Raw genomic sequence first — 17,263 nt, forward strand, 5'->3', positions numbered from 1 at the left:
ACACGATGATGACGGGCGCACGGCGCGTGAGGGGCGCAATACCATTGGGGGGACGGCAACTCCCGGCGCGACGTCGGGACGCCACGGCACCTTCCGAGGAATCGACGCGGTGAAAGAAGAGATTCGCAGGGTCCAGGACGTGATGGAGCGCGAGGCGTACATCACCGACCGGCAGGTCGCCACGTCGGTCTTCCTCGCCTCCGCGTTGGGAAAGCCCTTGCTCGTCGAAGGGCACCCGGGGGTCGGCAAGACCGAGATCGCCAAGGTGCTGGCGCAGGTGCTGGGCACGGAGCTGATCCGGCTGCAATGCTACGAGGGGCTGGATGCGTCCACCGCGCTGTACGAGTGGAACTACCCGCGGCAACTGTTGCACATCAAGCTCGGCGAGACGGCACCAGGATCGCTCGCGGAGAAGGAAGCGACGCTCTTCAGCGATGCCTTCCTCCTCAAGCGCCCGCTGCTGGCCGCCATCACGCACCACGGCACGCCCCCCGTCCTCCTCATTGACGAGGTGGACCGAAGCGACGAGGAGTTCGAGGCCTTCCTCCTGGAGATCCTCTCCGACTTCCAGGTCACGATCCCCGAGATGGGGACGATTCGCGCCGAGACGCGCCCGGTGGTGGTGCTCACCTCCAATCGCACCCGCGAGCTCTCCGAAGCGCTGCGCCGGCGCTGCCTGTACCTGTGGATCGACTATCCGTCGTTCGAGAAGGAACTGCGCATCGTCCGGACCAAGGTTCCCGGACTCAGCGAACAGCTCGCCCGCGAAATCACGGGGGTGCTGCAGTCGCTGCGGCGCATGCGACTGTCCAAGCACCCCGGCGTGGCCGAATCGCTGGATTGGGCAGCGGCGCTCGTGGCCCTGCACGCCGATCACCTCGACGAGACGGTGGTTCGCGAGACGATGGGCTGCTTTCTCAAGGATGACGGAGACTTCCGGCTGCTCGAGCACGAACTCGACGCGGGTCGTCTCGCGGCGCTCGCTTCCTTCGCCGGTTAGGGAGAGCGTATGACGGAGCGGGTGGCCCCGCCGCCTCCGGCCGACCTGCTGGCCACGGTCGTCACGCTCTGTCGCCTGTTGCGCGAGCGCGGAGTCGCCGCGACGCCCGCTGAGTCGATCGATGCGACGCGCTCGCTGGCGGTCGTCGACCTCTTCGACCGTGAGGACGTGCGACTCGCGTTGCGTTCGGTCCTCGTGAGTCGGCGCGACGACTTCGACGCCTTCGACGCCGCATTCGCCGAGGTGTGGTCCGTGGCCTGGGGGATTCCGTCGCCCATCCCGCTCCCCGGTCCTCGCCGGGAGATGATCAAGCCGCCCACCCCGGCCCCGCCGCGCCAGCCAGCGGTCTCCCTACAGAACTGGATGAAGCCATCGGAGGCGGAGGGCAGTGATCCCATCACCGTGCGGGCCGCCAGCGACAACGAGTCGCTGGGGGCGCGCGACTTCGCGCAGTACGCGGCCGAGGACGACGCGGCCTTTGCCGCGCTCGCCCGTCGCATCGCGCGTCGGTTGACGCTGCGTCGGTCACGCCGCTGGAAGGCCGCGCGTCGCGGGCGCCGACTCGACCTTCGGCGTACGGTGCGTTCGTCGCTCCGCACGGGGGGCGATGCGATCCGACTGGAGCGTCGCTCCCCGAAGATCCGGCGCACGACGCTCGTGGCGTTATGCGACGTGTCGGGATCGATGGAGCTGTACGCGCGCTTCCTGCTGCAGTTCCTGCACGCGCTGCAGAACACCTTTGCGCGCGTCGAGACGTTCGCCTTCGCGACGCGGCTGAGCCGGCTCACGCCACTCCTGCGCGGGGTGCACTATCGCGAGAGTCTGCGCGACCTGGGGCGTGAGGTGCAGGATTTCTCTGGTGGCACGCGCATCGGCGCGTCGCTGCGCACCTTCCTCGACCGTCATCCCAAGCTGGTCGATCGTCGCACGATCGTGCTCGTCATGAGCGACGGGTGGGACGTGGGTGACCCGGCGGTCCTCGCCGAGTCGCTGCGTGTCTTGCATCGTCGCGCGGGGCGCGTGATCTGGCTCAATCCACTGATGGGTGCGGCCGACTACAGGCCCGATACGCGTGGCATGCAGGCGGCGCTTCCATACATCGACGTGCTCGCTCCCGGGCACAACATGGATGCGCTGCAGAAGCTGGTGCGGCATCTCGCCGTCTGAGCGTTCGTCCGCCGCCCCCACTCGCCCGCCGGTTCCTCCTCCGCCATCTTCCGACGATGACTGATGCGTTTTCGCTCCCCAGCGGCCCGGCGGCGGTCGCCACCTTGATCGCCACCGAGGGCACGTCGCCCAAGGAGGCCGGCGCCAAGATGTGGGTCGATGCCTCCGGGGCCATCGTGGGGGCCGTCACGATCGGCGGCTGTGTCGACGCCCGCGTGATCGAGGAGTCGGCGCGTGTCCTGGCCGAGGGCCGGGCGATGGTGCTGGAGATGTCGTTAGGCGACGAGGATGCCTGGGCGCTGGGGATGACCTGCGGGGGATCGATCGAGGTCCTCATCGAGCCGGTGAATGCCGCGGCCCCCGCCGACCCGATCGCGCGGGCGCTGCGCCTGGCGCAAGAGGAGATGACCGCCGGTCGCCGTGTCGTGATCGTCGCGCCGCTCGACGGACGCGCCGAGCGCCTCGTCGTCTTCGAGCGGGGGCAACGGGCCGGGACCCTGGGTGAGCCCGCCCTCGACGCAGCCGCCATGGCCGCCTGCACGGCGTATTTTGAGCGTGGACGCTCAGGGACCAGCACTCTCGAGCAGGCGTCGGGAGCGACACGCCTCTACTTCGAGGTGCACGCCCCACCCAGTACGCTGGTCGTCTTCGGCGCGACGCACGTGGCGATGCCGTTGGTCGAGATGGCGCGCGTGCTCGGGCTGCGCACGGTCGTCGTCGACGGGCGCGAGCGCTTTGCCACCCGCGAACGATTCCCGACGGCCGACGAACTCATCGTCGGGATGCCCTCCGAGATCGCCGAGCGCCTGCCGCTTGGCGCGCACTCGCTCGTCGTGCTGCTGTCGCACGACTACAAATACGACTTGCCGGTGCTGCGGGCCGTCCTCGCGTCCGAGGCTGTCTACGTGGGGTGCCTCGGGAGTGCGCGCCGCGGCAAGGCGATGCTCGAGTTCCTGGCCGACGAAGGGGTGCCGTCGGCGCAACTCGAGCGCGTGCGCATTCCTGTCGGGCTGGATATCGGCGCGCGGAGCGCATCCGAGATCGCCTTGAGCGTGCTGTCGGAGGCGCTCGCGGTGGAACGCGGGCGCGCGGGAGGGGCGATGCGCGACCGTCGGCGCGCCGCGAGCGACGGCGCGGCGTGAAGGCGATACGGCACGCGCGGGCGCGCGACGGCGACGCGCCGACGGCCGGACAGGTGCTCGCGCACGACGTGCGCGACGCCGCGGGACGCATAGCGCTCGCCAAGGGGACGCGTCTCGACGCGGGGGCCGTGGCCCTCCTGCCGGCGCTTGCGTGGGACGAACTGCACCTCCTCGCCCTGGGCGCAGACGACGTTCACGAACGACACGCCGGCGAGCGGCTCGCCGCCGCCTCGGCCGGCGCCGGCGTCCGGGTCGGGGCGCTCGCGGCCGGGGCGTGGCCCCTCGAGTCCACGCATCGCGGAATCCTCGAGGTGCGCCGGGACGCACTGGACGCCGTGAACCTGGTGGACGGACTCTGCGTCTACACCCTGTTCGACGGTCAGGTCGTCGATCGCGGGGAGGTCGTGGCACGGGCGAAGATCATCCCGTTCGCGATCGAGGAGGCGACGCTCGCCCGCGGTGAGCGGGAAGCGCGCGACGCCGGTGGCGTCGCCACGGTGCGCCCGTTTCATGCGATGCGCGTGGGTGCGGTCGTGCAGGAATCGTTAGGTTCTCGCGCCATGGCGCGCTTCGAGGAGGCGCTCGGCGAGAAGGTGGAGTGGTTCGGCTCGACGCTCCTCCCCCCCGCCTTCGTCCCCCCTGAGGCGGATGCGATCGCGAGTGGGATCGAACAGCTGCTCGCGGCCGGGGCGCGGGTCGTGGCCGTCGCCGGATCGCGTCCGATGGATCCGCTCGACCCGGCGTTCGACGCGCTGCGTCGCGTCGGGGCGCATCTGGAGCGGCAAGGGGTGCCCGCCCACCCCGGCTCCCTCGTCTGGTTGGCGCGCGCGGGCGAGGCGCCGATCGTGGGGATGCCGGCCTGCGGGCTCTTCTCCCAGGCCACGGTCTTCGACCTCATCCTGCCGCGATTGCTCACGGGGGAGCGGCTTGGCGTGCACGATCTGGCGGCGCTCGGCCATGGCGGCTTTCTTACGCGAGACATGGCCTTCCGTTTTCCGCCCTACCGTCAGGCCCGCGAGCGCGGCGCCGTGGAGTGACGATGAGTACACCGTATGGTCCGGTCCTCATCGCCCATTTTCGCAATCCCCATAACCAGGGGACGCTCGCCTCGCCCACCATCTCGCAGGAAGGGACGAATCCGTTGTGCGGCGATCGCGTGCGCATCGAGTTGCTGCTGGATGGCGACATCGTGCGCGACGCGCGCTTCACCGCGAACGCCTGCGCCATCTGTGTGGCGTCGGCCTCGATGCTGACCGACCTGGTACGCAACGCCCCGCTGGATGAGGTGGAAACGCTGCTGGTGGACGACGTGCTGCGCTCGCTCGACGCCCGCATCCCGCAGATGCGGATGAACTGCGTGCGATTGCCGCTGACGGTCATGCATGCGGCGGTCAACCTCCATCGCCGGGCGTCGGCCCGGCCGGAGGTGGCATGATCGCGGCGCTGGTGCTGGCCGCCGGGCGCGGCGATCGTTTCGGGGGGGACAAGGTGGTCGCCGAGCTGTTTGGCATTCCGCTCGTGCGGCACGTGGTCGACCGGTTGTCGCTGGCGGGGCTCTCGCCGGTGATCGTCGTCGCCGGCCAGTCGATCGAGGCCGTGAGCGCGGCGCTGGAAGGGAGCGACGCGATGATCATCGAGAACCCTCGCCCCGAGGAGGGGATGAGCAGTTCCCTTCGACTTGGCGTCGAGGCGATCCCGGAGGAGTGCGACGCCTTCCTGGTGGCGCTGGGAGACCAGCCGCTCATCGACGTGACGGTCGTGCGCGCCCTGATCGACACCTGGCGCGACTCGAACGCAGCGGCCGTCGTTCCGGTGTACCGCGATGGCCGGGGGAATCCGGTCCTCTTCGATTCGACGATGGCCCGGCGGCTCCGGTCCCTGGAGGGAGACGCCGGGGCGCGCGACCTGTTGCACGCCATGGGCGACCGCGTGGTGCGGATCACGCTCGAGGCGGACGCACCGCGCGACGTCGACACACCGGACGACCTGCGGGCGCTGGGCGGCTGACACCGAGGGTGCGGCTGGCCGCGGGGCCGAACGCGGTCGGGCAGGAAGACCTTACCCGCTGGCAGGCGCGCCCGTAAGCTACCGCGTCTCTCCCCCTCCCCTCACTCGTCCCGACTCATGGCCGTCGCCCTCAAGCGAACGTTAGGCACGACTGACCTCACGCTCCTGGTGATCGGAAACGTCATCGGAAGCGGGATCTTCCTCGTTCCATCGTCGGTGCTGCAGCAGAGCGGAGGCTCGGTCGCGGTGGCCAGCGCGGTCTGGCTGGTCGGCGGCGTCCTCTCGCTCCTTGGCGCCCTGTCGTACGGCGAGCTGGGGGCGATGGAGCAGGGGTCGGGGGGGCTGTACGCCTACATTCGCGATGGATTCGGCGCGCTCCCCGCCTTCCTGTATGGATGGACGCTCTTCTTCGTGATCGGGAGCGGCACGGTGGCAACGCTCGCGGTCGCCGCGGCCAACTACATGGGGCAGTTCGCGGAGCTGTCGCTCGTGGCCAAGAAGGCCATCGCGATCGGGCTGATCCTGCTGATGGCGGTGATCAACGTGCGTGGGACGCGCGAGAGCGCCTCGGTCCAGAACGTGGCGACCGGGATCAAGGTGGTGGCGATCCTGGTGATGAGCCTCATCCTGTTCACGCTGGGATCGGGCGGTTCGCTACCGGCGTCGCCCTCGACCCCCAACATCTCGTCCGTCGGGCTGTCGATCATCTCGGTGCTCTGGGCCTACGAGGGATGGCAGTATGTCACGTTCGTCGCGAGCGAGTCGGTCAACCCGCAGCGCAGCCTTCCGCGCGCCATCGTGGCCGGGACGCTGACGCTCATCGCGATCTACCTGCTGGCGAACTTCGCCTATCTCGCGGCGCTCGGCCCCGATCGAGTCGCCGCGTCGGATCGTGTGGCCAGCGAAGCGATCTCGCAGGTCCTTGGACCGGCGGCGGGGAGCGTCATCGCGATCGCCATCATCATCTCGATGTACAGCGCGGCGCACGCGACGGTGATTACGGCTCCCCGCGTCTACTTCTCGATGGCGCAGGACGGGCTGTTCTTTCGGCGACTGGCCGAAGTCCACCCGCGCTTCGGGACCCCCGCGCTGGCGATCTCGGCGAACTGCGCGTGGGCGGCGGTACTCGCCTTGACCGGGACGTTCCAGCAGCTGCTGACGTACGTGGTGTTCGTGGGGTGGATCTTCTATGCCCTCGGGGCCGCGGCGGTCATCGCCTTGCGCATCAAGCGCCCCGACGCGCCGCGCCCCTTCCGCGTGCCCGGCTATCCGTTCACCCCGCTCATCTTCGTCCTGGCGGCCGCGGCGATCGTACTCAACACCATTGTCGAGCAACCCATGCAGTCGGCGATCGGTATTGGGATGGTCCTGCTGGGCGTTCCGGCGTTCGCGTTCTGGCGTTCGCGCCAGCGCGGAGGTGAGGAGGCGGGCGCGCGCGGCTAGCGGCGCGCCGGCGGTCGCGTAACGGGTGAAGCAATGCCCGGTTTGCGGGACGTGCGCTGGCGGGCCATGGTACTGCACGCAGGCGTTGACAGCGCGGCGACACGGCGTCAACGTTTCGTCGCGTGTATTTGTATACACTTTCGCGTACCTCGCAGCACGCCGCGCGGGCGGCACATCCGCGCGGATCTTTCCCCCCGAGTGCATCTGGAGGCGCTTCATGACGAGGAACTGTCTGACGGGACGAGCCGGGCCTGCCCCCGGCGTAAGCACACGACGTCGGTGGGCCCTCGCGCTCGCGCTGGCGATTGGCATCACGCCGATCGCGGCACGGGCGCAGGCGACGGGTGTCGTCGCCGGATCGGTGGTGGACGCCCGCACGCTTCGCGGCGTGGATGGGGCGCAAGTGTCCGTTGAAGGCGGGACACTGGGCGCCCTCACCGACGCCAGCGGCGGCTTCCGCATCGCGGGGGTCACCGGTGCGCAGGTCACGTTGCAGGTGCGGCGCATCGGCTACCGTCCATCCTCCCAAGTCGTGCGCGTCGGGCGAACCGACATCCGGATCACGCTTACGGAGCAGGTGGCGACGCTCAGCGAGTTGGTGATCACCGGGACGGCCGAGCCGGTCGAGAAGCGATCGATCGGCAACTCCGTGACGAAGGTGGACGCCGCAGCGGTGCAGAGCATCGCCCCAGCGGCCGATGTCTCCAGCCTCATCAACGGCCGCGCGCCGGGGGTGGTGCTGATGGGTGGGTCGGGGGCGGTCGGCTCCGGTCCGCGTATCCGCGTGCGCGGTGCCGCGTCGCTGTCGCTCTCCGACCAGCCGCTCATCTACATCGATGGCATTCGCGTGCCCAACGACGTGTCGCAGGGGCCGCAGTCGCAGTTCTTCTCGTCAGGCGTCATCTCGCGCATGAACGACCTCGATCCCGAGAACATCGAGAGCATCGAGGTCATCAAGGGGCCGTCGGCGGCCACGCTGTATGGCACCGAGGCCAACAACGGCGTCATCCAGATCACGACGAAGCGCGGCAAGGCCGGACGCGCCGTGACCACGCTCAACACGCGCTTGGGGAACAACTGGTTCCAGGGAGCCGAGGGGCGCATTGGCAGGACGTACCGCCGCCTTGCCGACGGCTCGATCTCGGCGTGGAATCCCGTAGCGGTGGAGCGTGCGGAGGGGCGCGACCTGTTCAACAATGGCCTCTCCCAGAGCTACAACATGGGGATCAACGGCGGGTCCGATATGGCTCGCTACAACTTCAACGGCACGTACGACAACGATAAGGGGATCGAGCCGACCAACCACCTGTGGCGGTGGAGCGGTGCGGGAAATGTCTCGATCTCGCCGTACAAGTCGCTCGACATTCAGGCTTCGTTCAATACCTCTCAGGGACGCATCAACGTTCCGCAGGAGGCCGGCGGCGGTGCCTGGTTCTCGCTGTACTTCGGCCAGACGCCGGTGACCGACGCCGAGAAGCTGCGTCGCGGCTACTACTCGGCACCGCCCGAAGCGTTCTGGGGTGCGTTCAAGCAGTATCAGGACGTGAAGCGCACCACGGGATCTCTTGCGTTCAACCACCGGGTGGGCACCTGGCTCAGCCAGCGCCTCATCGTCGGCAACGACTTCACGGGGGAGAACAACGTCAACCAGACGCAGCGGATGGGACCGTTCTTCCGCCAGTTCTTCGGCAACCCCACGGACCAGAACGGCACGAAGCTCACGCGCCGCCGGGAGCTGGCGGTGACGTCGGTCGACTACGCCGCGACGGCCAAGAAGATGCTGTTCGGCTTCCAGACGTCGACGTCGTTCGGCGCGCAGTACTTCAAGCGGCAGACGTACGCGCTGGCCGCGCGCGGCGAGGGATTCCCGGCCGGCGGACTGACGCTGGTCGACGCTGCCGCGACGACGTTTGGCGGCGAGGACTTCTTCGAGAACTCGACGCTCGGCTTCTACGGCCAGGAGCAGTTCAACCTGAACGACCGCCTGTACTTCACGGCGGCGATTCGCGTTGACAACAACTCGGCGTTCGGCGAGGACTTCTCGTGGACGACCTACCCGAAAGTTGCCGGAACGTGGGTGATCAACGAAGAGCCGTGGTTCAAGCTCGGGTGGATCAACCAGCTCAAGCTGCGCGCGGCCTATGGGCAGACCGGGCAGCAACCGGCAGTGAACTCCGCGCTGCGCACCTACTCGGCCACGACGGGTGGTGATGGCGCGTCTGCGGTCACGCCGCAGTCGCTTGGTAACGCCAACCTCAAGCCGGAGCGCGGGGCCGAGATCGAGTTCGGCTTCGACGGCGCGTTTCTCAACGAGCGCCTGAGCGCCGACCTCACGTTCTATCGTCGCAACACCAGCGACGGCATCCTGTCGCAGGATGTGGCGCCGTCGTCGGGCTTCTCGGGATCGCGCTTCATCAACATCGGCGGGATCCAGAGCCAGGGGGTCGAGCTGGCGACGCGCTTGAATGCCTACTCCAGCAACAATCTCAACGTCGACTTCGGCTTCAACATCTCGAAGAACGACAACCAGGTGACCGACCTCGGCGACTTGCCGCTGGCGGTGGACCAGAATGGTAACAAGTACATCCAGGTCGGGGCGCAGCGTCACATCGTCGGGAAGCCGGTGGCGTCGTATTACGACCTCAAGGTCGTGAAGGCCGACTTCGATGCGACGACCAAGCGCGCCATCAACATGATCTGCGATGACGGCAAGGGTGGCACGGTGGCCTGCCTCACGTCGCTCGGCCAGCCCAATGCGCCGCGCGTCTTCATCGGGCGTCCTGACCCGAGCCTCGAAGGGTCGTTCAACTCGACGGTCACGCTCTACCGCTCGTGGCGCCTGTACGCGCAGTTCGACTTCAAGGGTGGCAACCGCATCCTGAACAACAACGACCGCGCGCGTTGCCAGGTGTTTGCGCAGTGCCTCGCCAACCTCGAACCGGAGAAGTACGACCCGGTCTACGTGGCGCAGATCCAGTCGTCGAACATCCTGCGGCATTGGGTTTACCAGGACGCGAGCTTCACGCGCTTGCGCGAGGTGTCGGTGGCGTATCAAATGGCGCCACGCTGGGCGCAGTTGGTGGGGGCACGGAGCGGTTCGCTCACGCTGTCCGGGCGCAACCTCGCGCTCTGGACGTCGTACGGCGGCACCGACCCGGAGAACTTCTTCTCCCTCGAGCAGTTCGCGCGCACCGAGCAGGCCCAGGTGCCGCCGCTGGCCCAGGTGATGTTCTCGCTCTCGCTCAGCTTCTGATCCCCTTCCGCCCGAACATGCCAGGAGAATACGCATGACGAACCATCGCTCCATGTCGAGCGCGCGGCGGATCGCCCGAACCGGGATGGCCGTGCTGGCCGCCTCGCTCGGTAGCGGAGTCCTCACCGCGTGCAGCACCTTGCTCGAGGCCGACGCCCCGAGCCGTATCCTCGAATCGACGCTCCTTGTCCCCTCCAACGCCCCGGTGATCGTGGCCGGCGCCGTGGCGGACTTCGAGTGCGCATTCGGAAACTTCATCCTCACGGGCGGGACGGTCGCCGACGAGTTCTCCGACTCGCAAGCGAACGCCGCCACGTGGGACATTGACCGACGCACCAACATTCCGTCCTCGGCACTCTATTCGACTGGCGCGTGCAACGGATTCGGGGTCTATACGCCGATCTCCACCGCGCGCTTCCAGGCCGACCAGGCCATCAAGCTGCTGGAGAAGTGGACGGACGCCGAGGTGACGGGACGCACGACGCTGATCGCCCGGGCCGCGGCATACGCCGGCTACTCGTACATCATGATGGGAGAGATGTTCTGCTCCGCGGCGTTCGATCTCGGACCGGAGTTGCAGCCGGCGGCAGTCTTCGCCCTCGCCGAACAGCGCTTCACACGGGCGATCGACACGCCAGGGGTGCCGTCCGACATCAAGACCATGGCGCTCGTGGGTCGTGCGCGCGCGCGCATCAACCTCGGCAAGAAAGCCGAGGCGGCGGCCGATGCGGGTCAGGTCCCTGATGGCTTCGTGTTCACGGCGAAGACGACGGCAGCGGCAGGGCGGGCCGAGAACCGGCTGTTCCGTTTCAACAATACGAACGGGACCATCACGGTCGATTCGACGTTCCGCGGCCTCACGGTGAACGGCGTCCCGGATCCCCGTGTCCCGGTGGTGGACGCCGGGCGTGGTGGATCGATGCCCACGGTACGCCTCTGGACGCAGCAGAAGTACAAGGCGCTCACCGACGTGCTGCCGATCGCCACGTGGCGCGAGGCGCGGCTGATCCAGGCCGAAGCCGCTGGTGGCCAGACGGCGGTCGGGCTGATCAATGCGCTTCGCGCCCGGGCCGGTGTGAATCTCGCGCCATTCGCCAGCACAGTGGAAACGGCAATCCAGGCGCAGGTGCAGGAGGAGCGGCGTCGCGAGCTGTTCGTCGAGGGGCACCGGTTGTATGACACGATCCGTTTCAATGTGCCGCTCAAGCCGGCGGTCGGGGCCGCGTTCCCGAACGGCGGTGGTACATATGGCGCGAACAAGTGCCTCCCGCTTCCCGACGTGGAGCGGTTGAACAACCCGAGCATCGGCGGCTAGTACGCCGGCCGCTGGACGAGGGGCTCGCATCCGCCGTGCGCGGGTGCGGGCCCTTCTGGTTACGAGCGATTGACCCGCAGCGGATGCGCCGGCGGCGCCTGCGGTGAGCCACACCTGAAGAGGACACGAGGTTTCATGCGAACGCACTGCGACAGACCATCCTCGGGCCATGGGCCCTGGTGCATCACGCGACCCGGTTCCAGTCGTCGAGTGACCCTGCTCGTCGCCGGACTGCTGGCCGTGTCGGGATCCGATGCGGCCGCACAGGGGACGCGACTCCTGCGACAGCCTAACGCGAGCGCGACCCACGTGGTCGTGTCGTACGCGAGCGATCTCTGGATCGCGCCGCGCACCGGTGGGGCGGCGCGCCGCCTGACGAGTCACCCGGGGGTCGAGTCGAACCCACGCTTCTCGCCGGACGGCCGGTGGATCGCCTTCACCGGGGAGTACGGCGGCAATCCCGACGTGTACGTCGTCTCGACCGAGGGCGGGGAACCGCGCCGGCTGACGTGGCACCCGCACAACGACGTCGTGCAGGGGTGGACGCCGGACGGCACGCGCATCCTGTTCGCGTCGGAGCGTGGGACGGCGCCGGTGCCGCATCCGCGCTTTTGGACCGTGCCGGCTGCCGGCGGGACACCGGAGGCGCTGCGTATCCCGCGCGCCAACAAGGGGGCGTTCTCTGCCGATGCACGACGCGTCGCGTACCAGCTCGTGGCACCGTGGGACGTGGAGTGGCGCAACTATCGAGGGGGACAGGCGCAGCCGATCCGACTGATCGACCTGGCCAGCTCGGAAGAGGAGAAGGTGCCGTGGGCTGGGAGCCACGATACCGACCCGGTCTGGTTAGGCAACCAGGTGTATTTCCTGTCCGATCGCGACTTCGCGGTCAACCTGTATCGCTACGATCCCGCCTCGCGCCAGGTCGCGCAGCTCACGCGCCACCGGGATTTCGACGCCAAGCAACTGAGCGCGGGAGGGGGAGTCCTCACCTATGAAGTCGGTGGGTACGTCCACGTGTTCGACCCCGCCACGAACCGCGACTCGCCCCTCGCCATCACGGTGAGCGGCGACCTGCCGTGGTCGCGCGAGCAGTGGAAGAACGTCGCGGCGAACATCAGCGGTGCCACACTGAGCCCGACCGGAACGCGCGCGCTCTTCGAAGCGCGCGGTGAAGTGTGGACCGTGCCGGCCGACAAGGGTGACGTGCGCAACCTGTCGAACACGCCGGGGGCGGGGGACCGCCAACCGGCGTGGTCGCCGGACGGGAAGTCGGTCGCGTGGTTCTCCGATGCGAGCGGGGAGTACAAACTGGTCGTTGCGCCGCAGACCGGCCTTGGGGAGCGGAAAGAGATCGCCCTCGGCAAGCCGTCGATGTACTTCAACCCGCGGTGGTCGCCGGACTCCAAGCGTATCGCCTTCACCGACGTCGGGCTCAACCTGTGGATGGTGGACGTCGCGACGGGGACACCGACACTGGTGGACACCGACCAGTGGATGGTGCCGACGCGAACGCTGGATGCGGCATGGTCACCGGACAGCCGATGGATCGCCTACGCCAAGCGTCTCCCGTCGCAGCTGCACGCCATCTTTGTCTACGACGTCAGCGCGAAGCGCTCAACACGCATCACCGACGGCCTGTCGGACGCGCTGGCCCCCGCGTGGGACCGCAACGGGAAGTACCTCTACTGGCTGGCCTCGACGGACCTCGGGCTGAACACGAGCTGGCTGGAGATGGCGCCGTACGATCATCCGGTCACCCGTTCGTTGTACCTGGCGGTCCTCAGGAAGGGCGAGCCGTCGCCCTTCCTTCCGCAGAGCGATGACGAGAAGGCGTCGGCCGACTCGGCAAAGCCTGCGGCGCCGCCGGCCGCTGGAGCGGCGCCTGCGCCGCCCACCGTCGCCATCGACTTCGACGGGCTGTCGCAACGTGTCCTCGCCGTCGACGTGCCGGCCCGCAACTACGCCGACCTGATCCCGGGCCCGGAAGGGGCGATCTTCTTCGTCGAATCATCACAGGCGTCGCCATCGCCCGGCACGCTCAACGCCGAGCCGACCACCTTTTCGTTGTCGCGCCACGACCTCGCCACGCGCAAGGCACAGGCGCTGGTCGCCGGGGTGAGCAGCTACGCCATCTCGGCCGATGGGAAGAAACTGCTCTATCGGCAGGGGACCGACTGGCGGCTGGTCGATGCCGACAAGCCCGTGCCACCGACCGCGCCGCGACTGGCGGTAACGCTGAACATGCGACTCGACCCGCGCGCCGAGTGGCGGCAGATCTTCCGAGAGGCGTGGCGGCTGCAGCGCGACTTCTTCTACGTCTCCAACATCCATGGCGCCGACTGGAACGAGGTCTGGCGGAAGTACTCCCCGTGGGTGGAGCACGTCGGCCATCGCGCCGACCTGACCTACCTGCTCGACATCCTTGGTGGCGAGACGTCGGTTGGGCACTCGTTCGTCTTTGGCGGCGAGCTACCGGAGTTCGACCGACCGTCGATTGGTTTGTTAGGCGCCGACCTCACGGTGCAGGAGGGGCGGTTCCGGGTGAGCCGCATCCTCTCGGGGGAGAACTGGAACCCGGAGCTTCGCGCGCCGCTGAGCGCCCCGGGCGTGGACGTGCGCGAGGGGGACTACCTGCTGGCGGTGAACGGCGTCGACGTGCGCCCGACGCGCGAGGCAGCGGCCTGGTTCGAGGGGACCGCGGGGAAGCAGGTCGTGCTGACGGTGAACCAGCAGCCGACGTTGGTCGGGGCGCGGCAGGTCACGGTCGTCCCCGTGGCGAGCGAGGACGCGTTGCGTTCGCGCGCCTGGGTCGAGGACAATCGTCGCATGGTGGATCGGCTGTCGAACGGACGCCTAGCCTACGTCTGGCTCCCCAACACGGGGAATGGCGGCTACACCTACTTCAACCGCTACTTCTTCGCCCAGCAGGATCGCGAGGGTGTCGTGATCGATGAGCGTTGGAACGGCGGCGGATCCGCGGCCGACTACGTCATCGATGTGTTGCGGCGCCAGCTGTTCGGCTACTTCAACAATCCCGTGGGCGACCGAGCGCTCTTCCGCACGCCGCAGGCGGCGATCTGGGGGGCGAAGGTGCTGGTCATCAACGAGATGGCGGGGTCGGGGGGCGACCTCCTGCCGTTCATGTTCCGCGAGGCCAAGCTTGGCCCGCTCGTGGGGACACGCACCTGGGGAGGGCTCGTGGGAACCTGGGACACGCAGCAGCTGGTCGACGGTGGAATCATCACGAATCCACGCGGTGGGTTCATCAACCCGCGCGGCGAGTGGGACGTGGAGAACGTCGGCGTCGCGCCCGACGTCGAGGTGGAGATGACGGCGAAGGAGGTCAATGCCGGACGTGATCCACAGCTCGAGCGTGGCGTGCAGGAGGCGCTCCGACAGCTGCAAGCACAGCCGGTGCGGACGATGGTCGAGCCGCCGCCGCCGATCCGGGTGAAGCGTCCATGAAGCGCGCGACGCGGACCCTCATCCTCGTCGGGTGTTTCGCGGGAACTCCCGCACATGCCCAGGAGCGCGCAGCGATCGGTCCCGAGCCGGCGTTCGCCCCCGTGGCGCGCGCCCTCACGACCTTCATCGAACGGGAGATGCGCGACAAGCGGATTCCCGCACTGTCGATCGCGCTGGTCGACGACCAACGGACGGTGTGGAGTGCCGGCTTTGGCGAAGAAGATCGGGCGATCCATCGTCCCGCCGATGCGTCGACGGTCTATCGCGTAGGTTCGGTGTCGAAGCTGTTCACCGACATCGGCGTGATGCAGCTCGTCGAGCGTGGCGAGGTTGAGCTCGATGCACCGGTGTCCCGGTACGTGCCGGACTTCACGCCAAAGAACTCGTCAGGCAAGGCGATCACGCTGCGGCAGTTGATGTCGCACTACTCCGGGCTGGTGCGCGAGCCACCGGCCGGGCACTACTTCGACGACCGCGGGACGACGCTGGCGGCCACGGTGGCCTCGCTGAACGCGACGTCGATCGTCTATCCGCCGGAGACGAAGCGGAAGTACTCCAACGCGGGGATCGCCGTGGTGGGGTATGTGCTCGAGCGTCGCAGCGGCGAGCCCTTCGCTGCGTACCTCAAGCGGAGTGTGCTGCAGCCCCTCGGGTTGACGTCGAGCGCCTTCGAGCCGGAGCCGGCGCTCGTCAGGCGCCTGGCGCATGGGGAGATGTGGACGCTGCACGACCGCAGCTTCGACGCGCCGAACTTCCAGCTCGGGATGTCGCCGGCGGGGAGCATGTACAGCACCATGCCTGACCTGGCGCGGTTCATGAGCGTGCTGTTTGCGGGTGGGCGCGGTCCAGGCGGTGCGGTCGTGAAGGCCGCGACGCTCGACTCGATGTGGCGACCGCAGTACGCGCCGCGCGGTGCGCGCGGCGGGGCGGGGCTCGGCTTCCAGGTCGGGGCGCTCGACGGCCGGCGCATGGTAAGCCACGGCGGCGCGATCTACGGCTTTGCGACACAGCTGGCGGCGCTGCCTGACGAGAAGCTCGGCGTCGCGGTGAGCGCGGCCAAGGATGGGATGAACGCCCTCACCGACCGCATCGCCGACGAAGCGTTGCGCCTGATGCTGGCCGCACGCGCGGGACGTCCGCTCCCGGCGCTCGACACCACGGCACTGCCTTCGCGTGCGCTCGCCGCGTCGCTGGCGGGGACGTACGTACGTGGCAACGTGACCGTCGACGTCGTGGCGCGCGACTCGACCATTGTCCTGCGGTCGACCGCGCTGGATCACCAGCAGGGGTTGCGCCGTTGGCGTGGCGATACGCTCCTGTCGGACGACGGCATGTCGTACGGCACCCGGGTGTGGCGCCGGGGCGGCGCCCTCGTGGTGGACGGCGTGTCATACGTGCGGCGCGCGCCTGAACGTCGCCTCCCGCCGGCGCCACCGGCGGCGTGGCGCGGGTTGGTGGGCGAGTACGGCTGGGATCACAACGTGCTCTACATCCTGGAGAAGGGGGGGCGCCTCACGGCGCTCATCGAGTGGTTCTTCGAGTATCCGCTCACGCGCATCTCGGACGATGTCTACGCGTTCCCCAACTCCGGACTGTATGCGGGGGAACGCCTCGTCTTCACGCGCGACGCCAGGGGGCGCGCCTCGCAGGTGGAGGCGGCGAGCGTCGCCTTTCCGCGTCGCAGCTGGGTCGGCGAGGACGGCGATGTCTTCCGCATCACCCCGGTCAGGCCGGCCGAGGAGCTGCGGACCGCGGCGCTGGCGGCCACTCCGCCGGTGGAGACGGGGGAATTCCGGCCGAGTGACCTGGCCGAGCTGGTGCTGCTGGACTCGACCATCCGCCTCGACGTCCGCTACGCGACCGACCGCAACTTCCTGAGCGTACCGGTCTACACGCAGGCGCGCGCCTTTCTCCAGCGGCCGGCGGCCGAGGCGCTCGTACGGGCGCACCGGCGGCTCAAGGCGTTAGGCTACGGGCTCCTGATCCACGATGGCTATCGCCCGTGGTACGTGACCAAGATGTTCCGGGACGGGACGCCGGTGGACAAGCACCAGTTCGTGGCTGATCCCAGCAAGGGGTCGCGGCACAACCGCGGGTGTGCGGTGGACCTCACGATGTACGACCTGCGCACCGGAGAGCCGGTGGTGACGACCGGCGGCTACGACGAGATGTCGGACCGTTCCTACCCGGAGTATCCGGGCGGCACCTCGCGGCAGCGCGCCTTGCGCGAGATCCTGCGCTCGGCGATGGAGGCCGAGGGGTTCAGCGTGTACGAAGCCGAGTGGTGGCACTTCGACTACAAGGACTGGCGCCTATACCGGATCGGGAACCAGCGGTTCGAGGACTTCGCCCGTTAGGCACCCCCGCAACCGACGCGCGCCCCGCGGCAACCAGTGCCGCGGGGCGCGCGTGCGTTGAGGCGTGTGGTGCGGCGTTCGTTGAGGCGTGCGTGCGCTGGCGGCGGAGGC

General features: G+C 68.5%; 11 protein-coding genes. All 11 read left to right on the plus strand.

Annotation, left to right across the window (positions count from 1 at the left end; all coding sequences use genetic code 11):
- Positions 1–142 precede the first annotated feature (142 nt).
- The 11 genes from IPN47_08915 to IPN47_08965 all read left to right on the plus strand — a co-directional run bounded on the left by IPN47_08915 (position 143) and on the right by IPN47_08965 (position 17,152).
- A complete protein-coding gene (locus IPN47_08915) occupies positions 143–1,000 on the plus strand; it encodes a MoxR family ATPase (protein MBK9408156.1) in 858 nt (285 codons plus the stop codon).
- Between the two features lie 21 nt (positions 1,001–1,021).
- Positions 1,022–2,167 (plus strand): VWA domain-containing protein, encoded by a 1,146-nt coding sequence (locus IPN47_08920; GenBank protein MBK9408157.1) that lies wholly within the window; start codon positions 1,022–1,024, stop codon positions 2,165–2,167.
- Positions 2,168–2,223: 56 nt separating this feature from the next.
- Positions 2,224–3,309 carry an XdhC family protein gene (locus tag IPN47_08925; protein ID MBK9408158.1) on the plus strand — a complete coding sequence of 362 codons (1,086 nt, stop codon included), beginning with the start codon at positions 2,224–2,226 and terminating at the stop codon, positions 3,307–3,309.
- On the plus strand, positions 3,306–4,346 hold the full coding sequence (locus IPN47_08930; protein ID MBK9408159.1) for a hypothetical protein: 1,041 nt from the start codon (positions 3,306–3,308) through the stop codon (positions 4,344–4,346). Before IPN47_08925 ends, IPN47_08930 begins: the two co-directional genes overlap by 4 nt.
- Positions 4,347–4,348: 2 nt before the next feature.
- A complete protein-coding gene (locus IPN47_08935) occupies positions 4,349–4,744 on the plus strand; it encodes an iron-sulfur cluster assembly scaffold protein (GenBank protein ID MBK9408160.1) in 396 nt (131 codons plus the stop codon).
- Complete coding sequence (locus tag IPN47_08940; protein MBK9408161.1) at positions 4,741–5,316, plus strand: nucleotidyltransferase family protein; 576 nt, start codon at positions 4,741–4,743, stop codon at positions 5,314–5,316. Before IPN47_08935 ends, IPN47_08940 begins: the two co-directional genes overlap by 4 nt.
- A gap of 117 nt (positions 5,317–5,433) precedes the next feature.
- On the plus strand, positions 5,434–6,759 hold the full coding sequence (locus tag IPN47_08945) for an amino acid permease (protein ID MBK9408162.1): 1,326 nt from the start codon (positions 5,434–5,436) through the stop codon (positions 6,757–6,759).
- 217 nt (positions 6,760–6,976) lie between these two features.
- On the plus strand, positions 6,977–10,012 hold the full coding sequence (locus IPN47_08950) for a SusC/RagA family TonB-linked outer membrane protein (protein MBK9408163.1): 3,036 nt from the start codon (positions 6,977–6,979) through the stop codon (positions 10,010–10,012).
- Between the two features lie 34 nt (positions 10,013–10,046).
- Entirely contained in the window at positions 10,047–11,327 is a 1,281-nt protein-coding gene (locus tag IPN47_08955; protein MBK9408164.1) for a RagB/SusD family nutrient uptake outer membrane protein, read from the plus strand.
- A gap of 135 nt (positions 11,328–11,462) precedes the next feature.
- Positions 11,463–14,795: a PD40 domain-containing protein gene (locus IPN47_08960; protein ID MBK9408165.1), complete on the plus strand. Its 3,333-nt coding sequence runs from the start codon at positions 11,463–11,465 to the stop codon at positions 14,793–14,795.
- Entirely contained in the window at positions 14,792–17,152 is a 2,361-nt protein-coding gene (locus tag IPN47_08965) for a serine hydrolase (GenBank protein MBK9408166.1), read from the plus strand. The genes IPN47_08960 and IPN47_08965 overlap by 4 nt, the downstream gene beginning before the upstream one ends.
- The last annotated feature ends 111 nt before the right edge of the window (positions 17,153–17,263 follow it).

The sequence above is a fragment of the Gemmatimonadota bacterium genome (genome assembly GCA_016719105.1).
GTDB lineage: Bacteria > Gemmatimonadota > Gemmatimonadetes > Gemmatimonadales > Gemmatimonadaceae > SCN-70-22.

Bases quoted from the DNA above. Each gene is read 5' to 3' on its own strand.
- IPN47_08915 (MBK9408156.1), top strand. From the start codon at position 143: ATGGAGCGCGAGGCGTACATCACCGACCGGCAGGTCGCCACGTCGGTC.
- IPN47_08925 (MBK9408158.1), top strand. From the start codon at position 2,224: ATGACTGATGCGTTTTCGCTCCCCAGCGGCCCGGCGGCGGTCGCCACC.
- IPN47_08935 (MBK9408160.1), top strand. From the start codon at position 4,349: ATGAGTACACCGTATGGTCCGGTCCTCATCGCCCATTTTCGCAATCCC.
- IPN47_08940 (MBK9408161.1), top strand. From the start codon at position 4,741: ATGATCGCGGCGCTGGTGCTGGCCGCCGGGCGCGGCGATCGTTTCGGG.
- IPN47_08945 (MBK9408162.1), top strand. From the start codon at position 5,434: ATGGCCGTCGCCCTCAAGCGAACGTTAGGCACGACTGACCTCACGCTC.
- IPN47_08950 (MBK9408163.1), top strand. From the start codon at position 6,977: ATGACGAGGAACTGTCTGACGGGACGAGCCGGGCCTGCCCCCGGCGTA.
- IPN47_08955 (MBK9408164.1), top strand. From the start codon at position 10,047: ATGACGAACCATCGCTCCATGTCGAGCGCGCGGCGGATCGCCCGAACC.
- IPN47_08960 (MBK9408165.1), top strand. From the start codon at position 11,463: ATGCGAACGCACTGCGACAGACCATCCTCGGGCCATGGGCCCTGGTGC.
- IPN47_08965 (MBK9408166.1), top strand. From the start codon at position 14,792: ATGAAGCGCGCGACGCGGACCCTCATCCTCGTCGGGTGTTTCGCGGGA.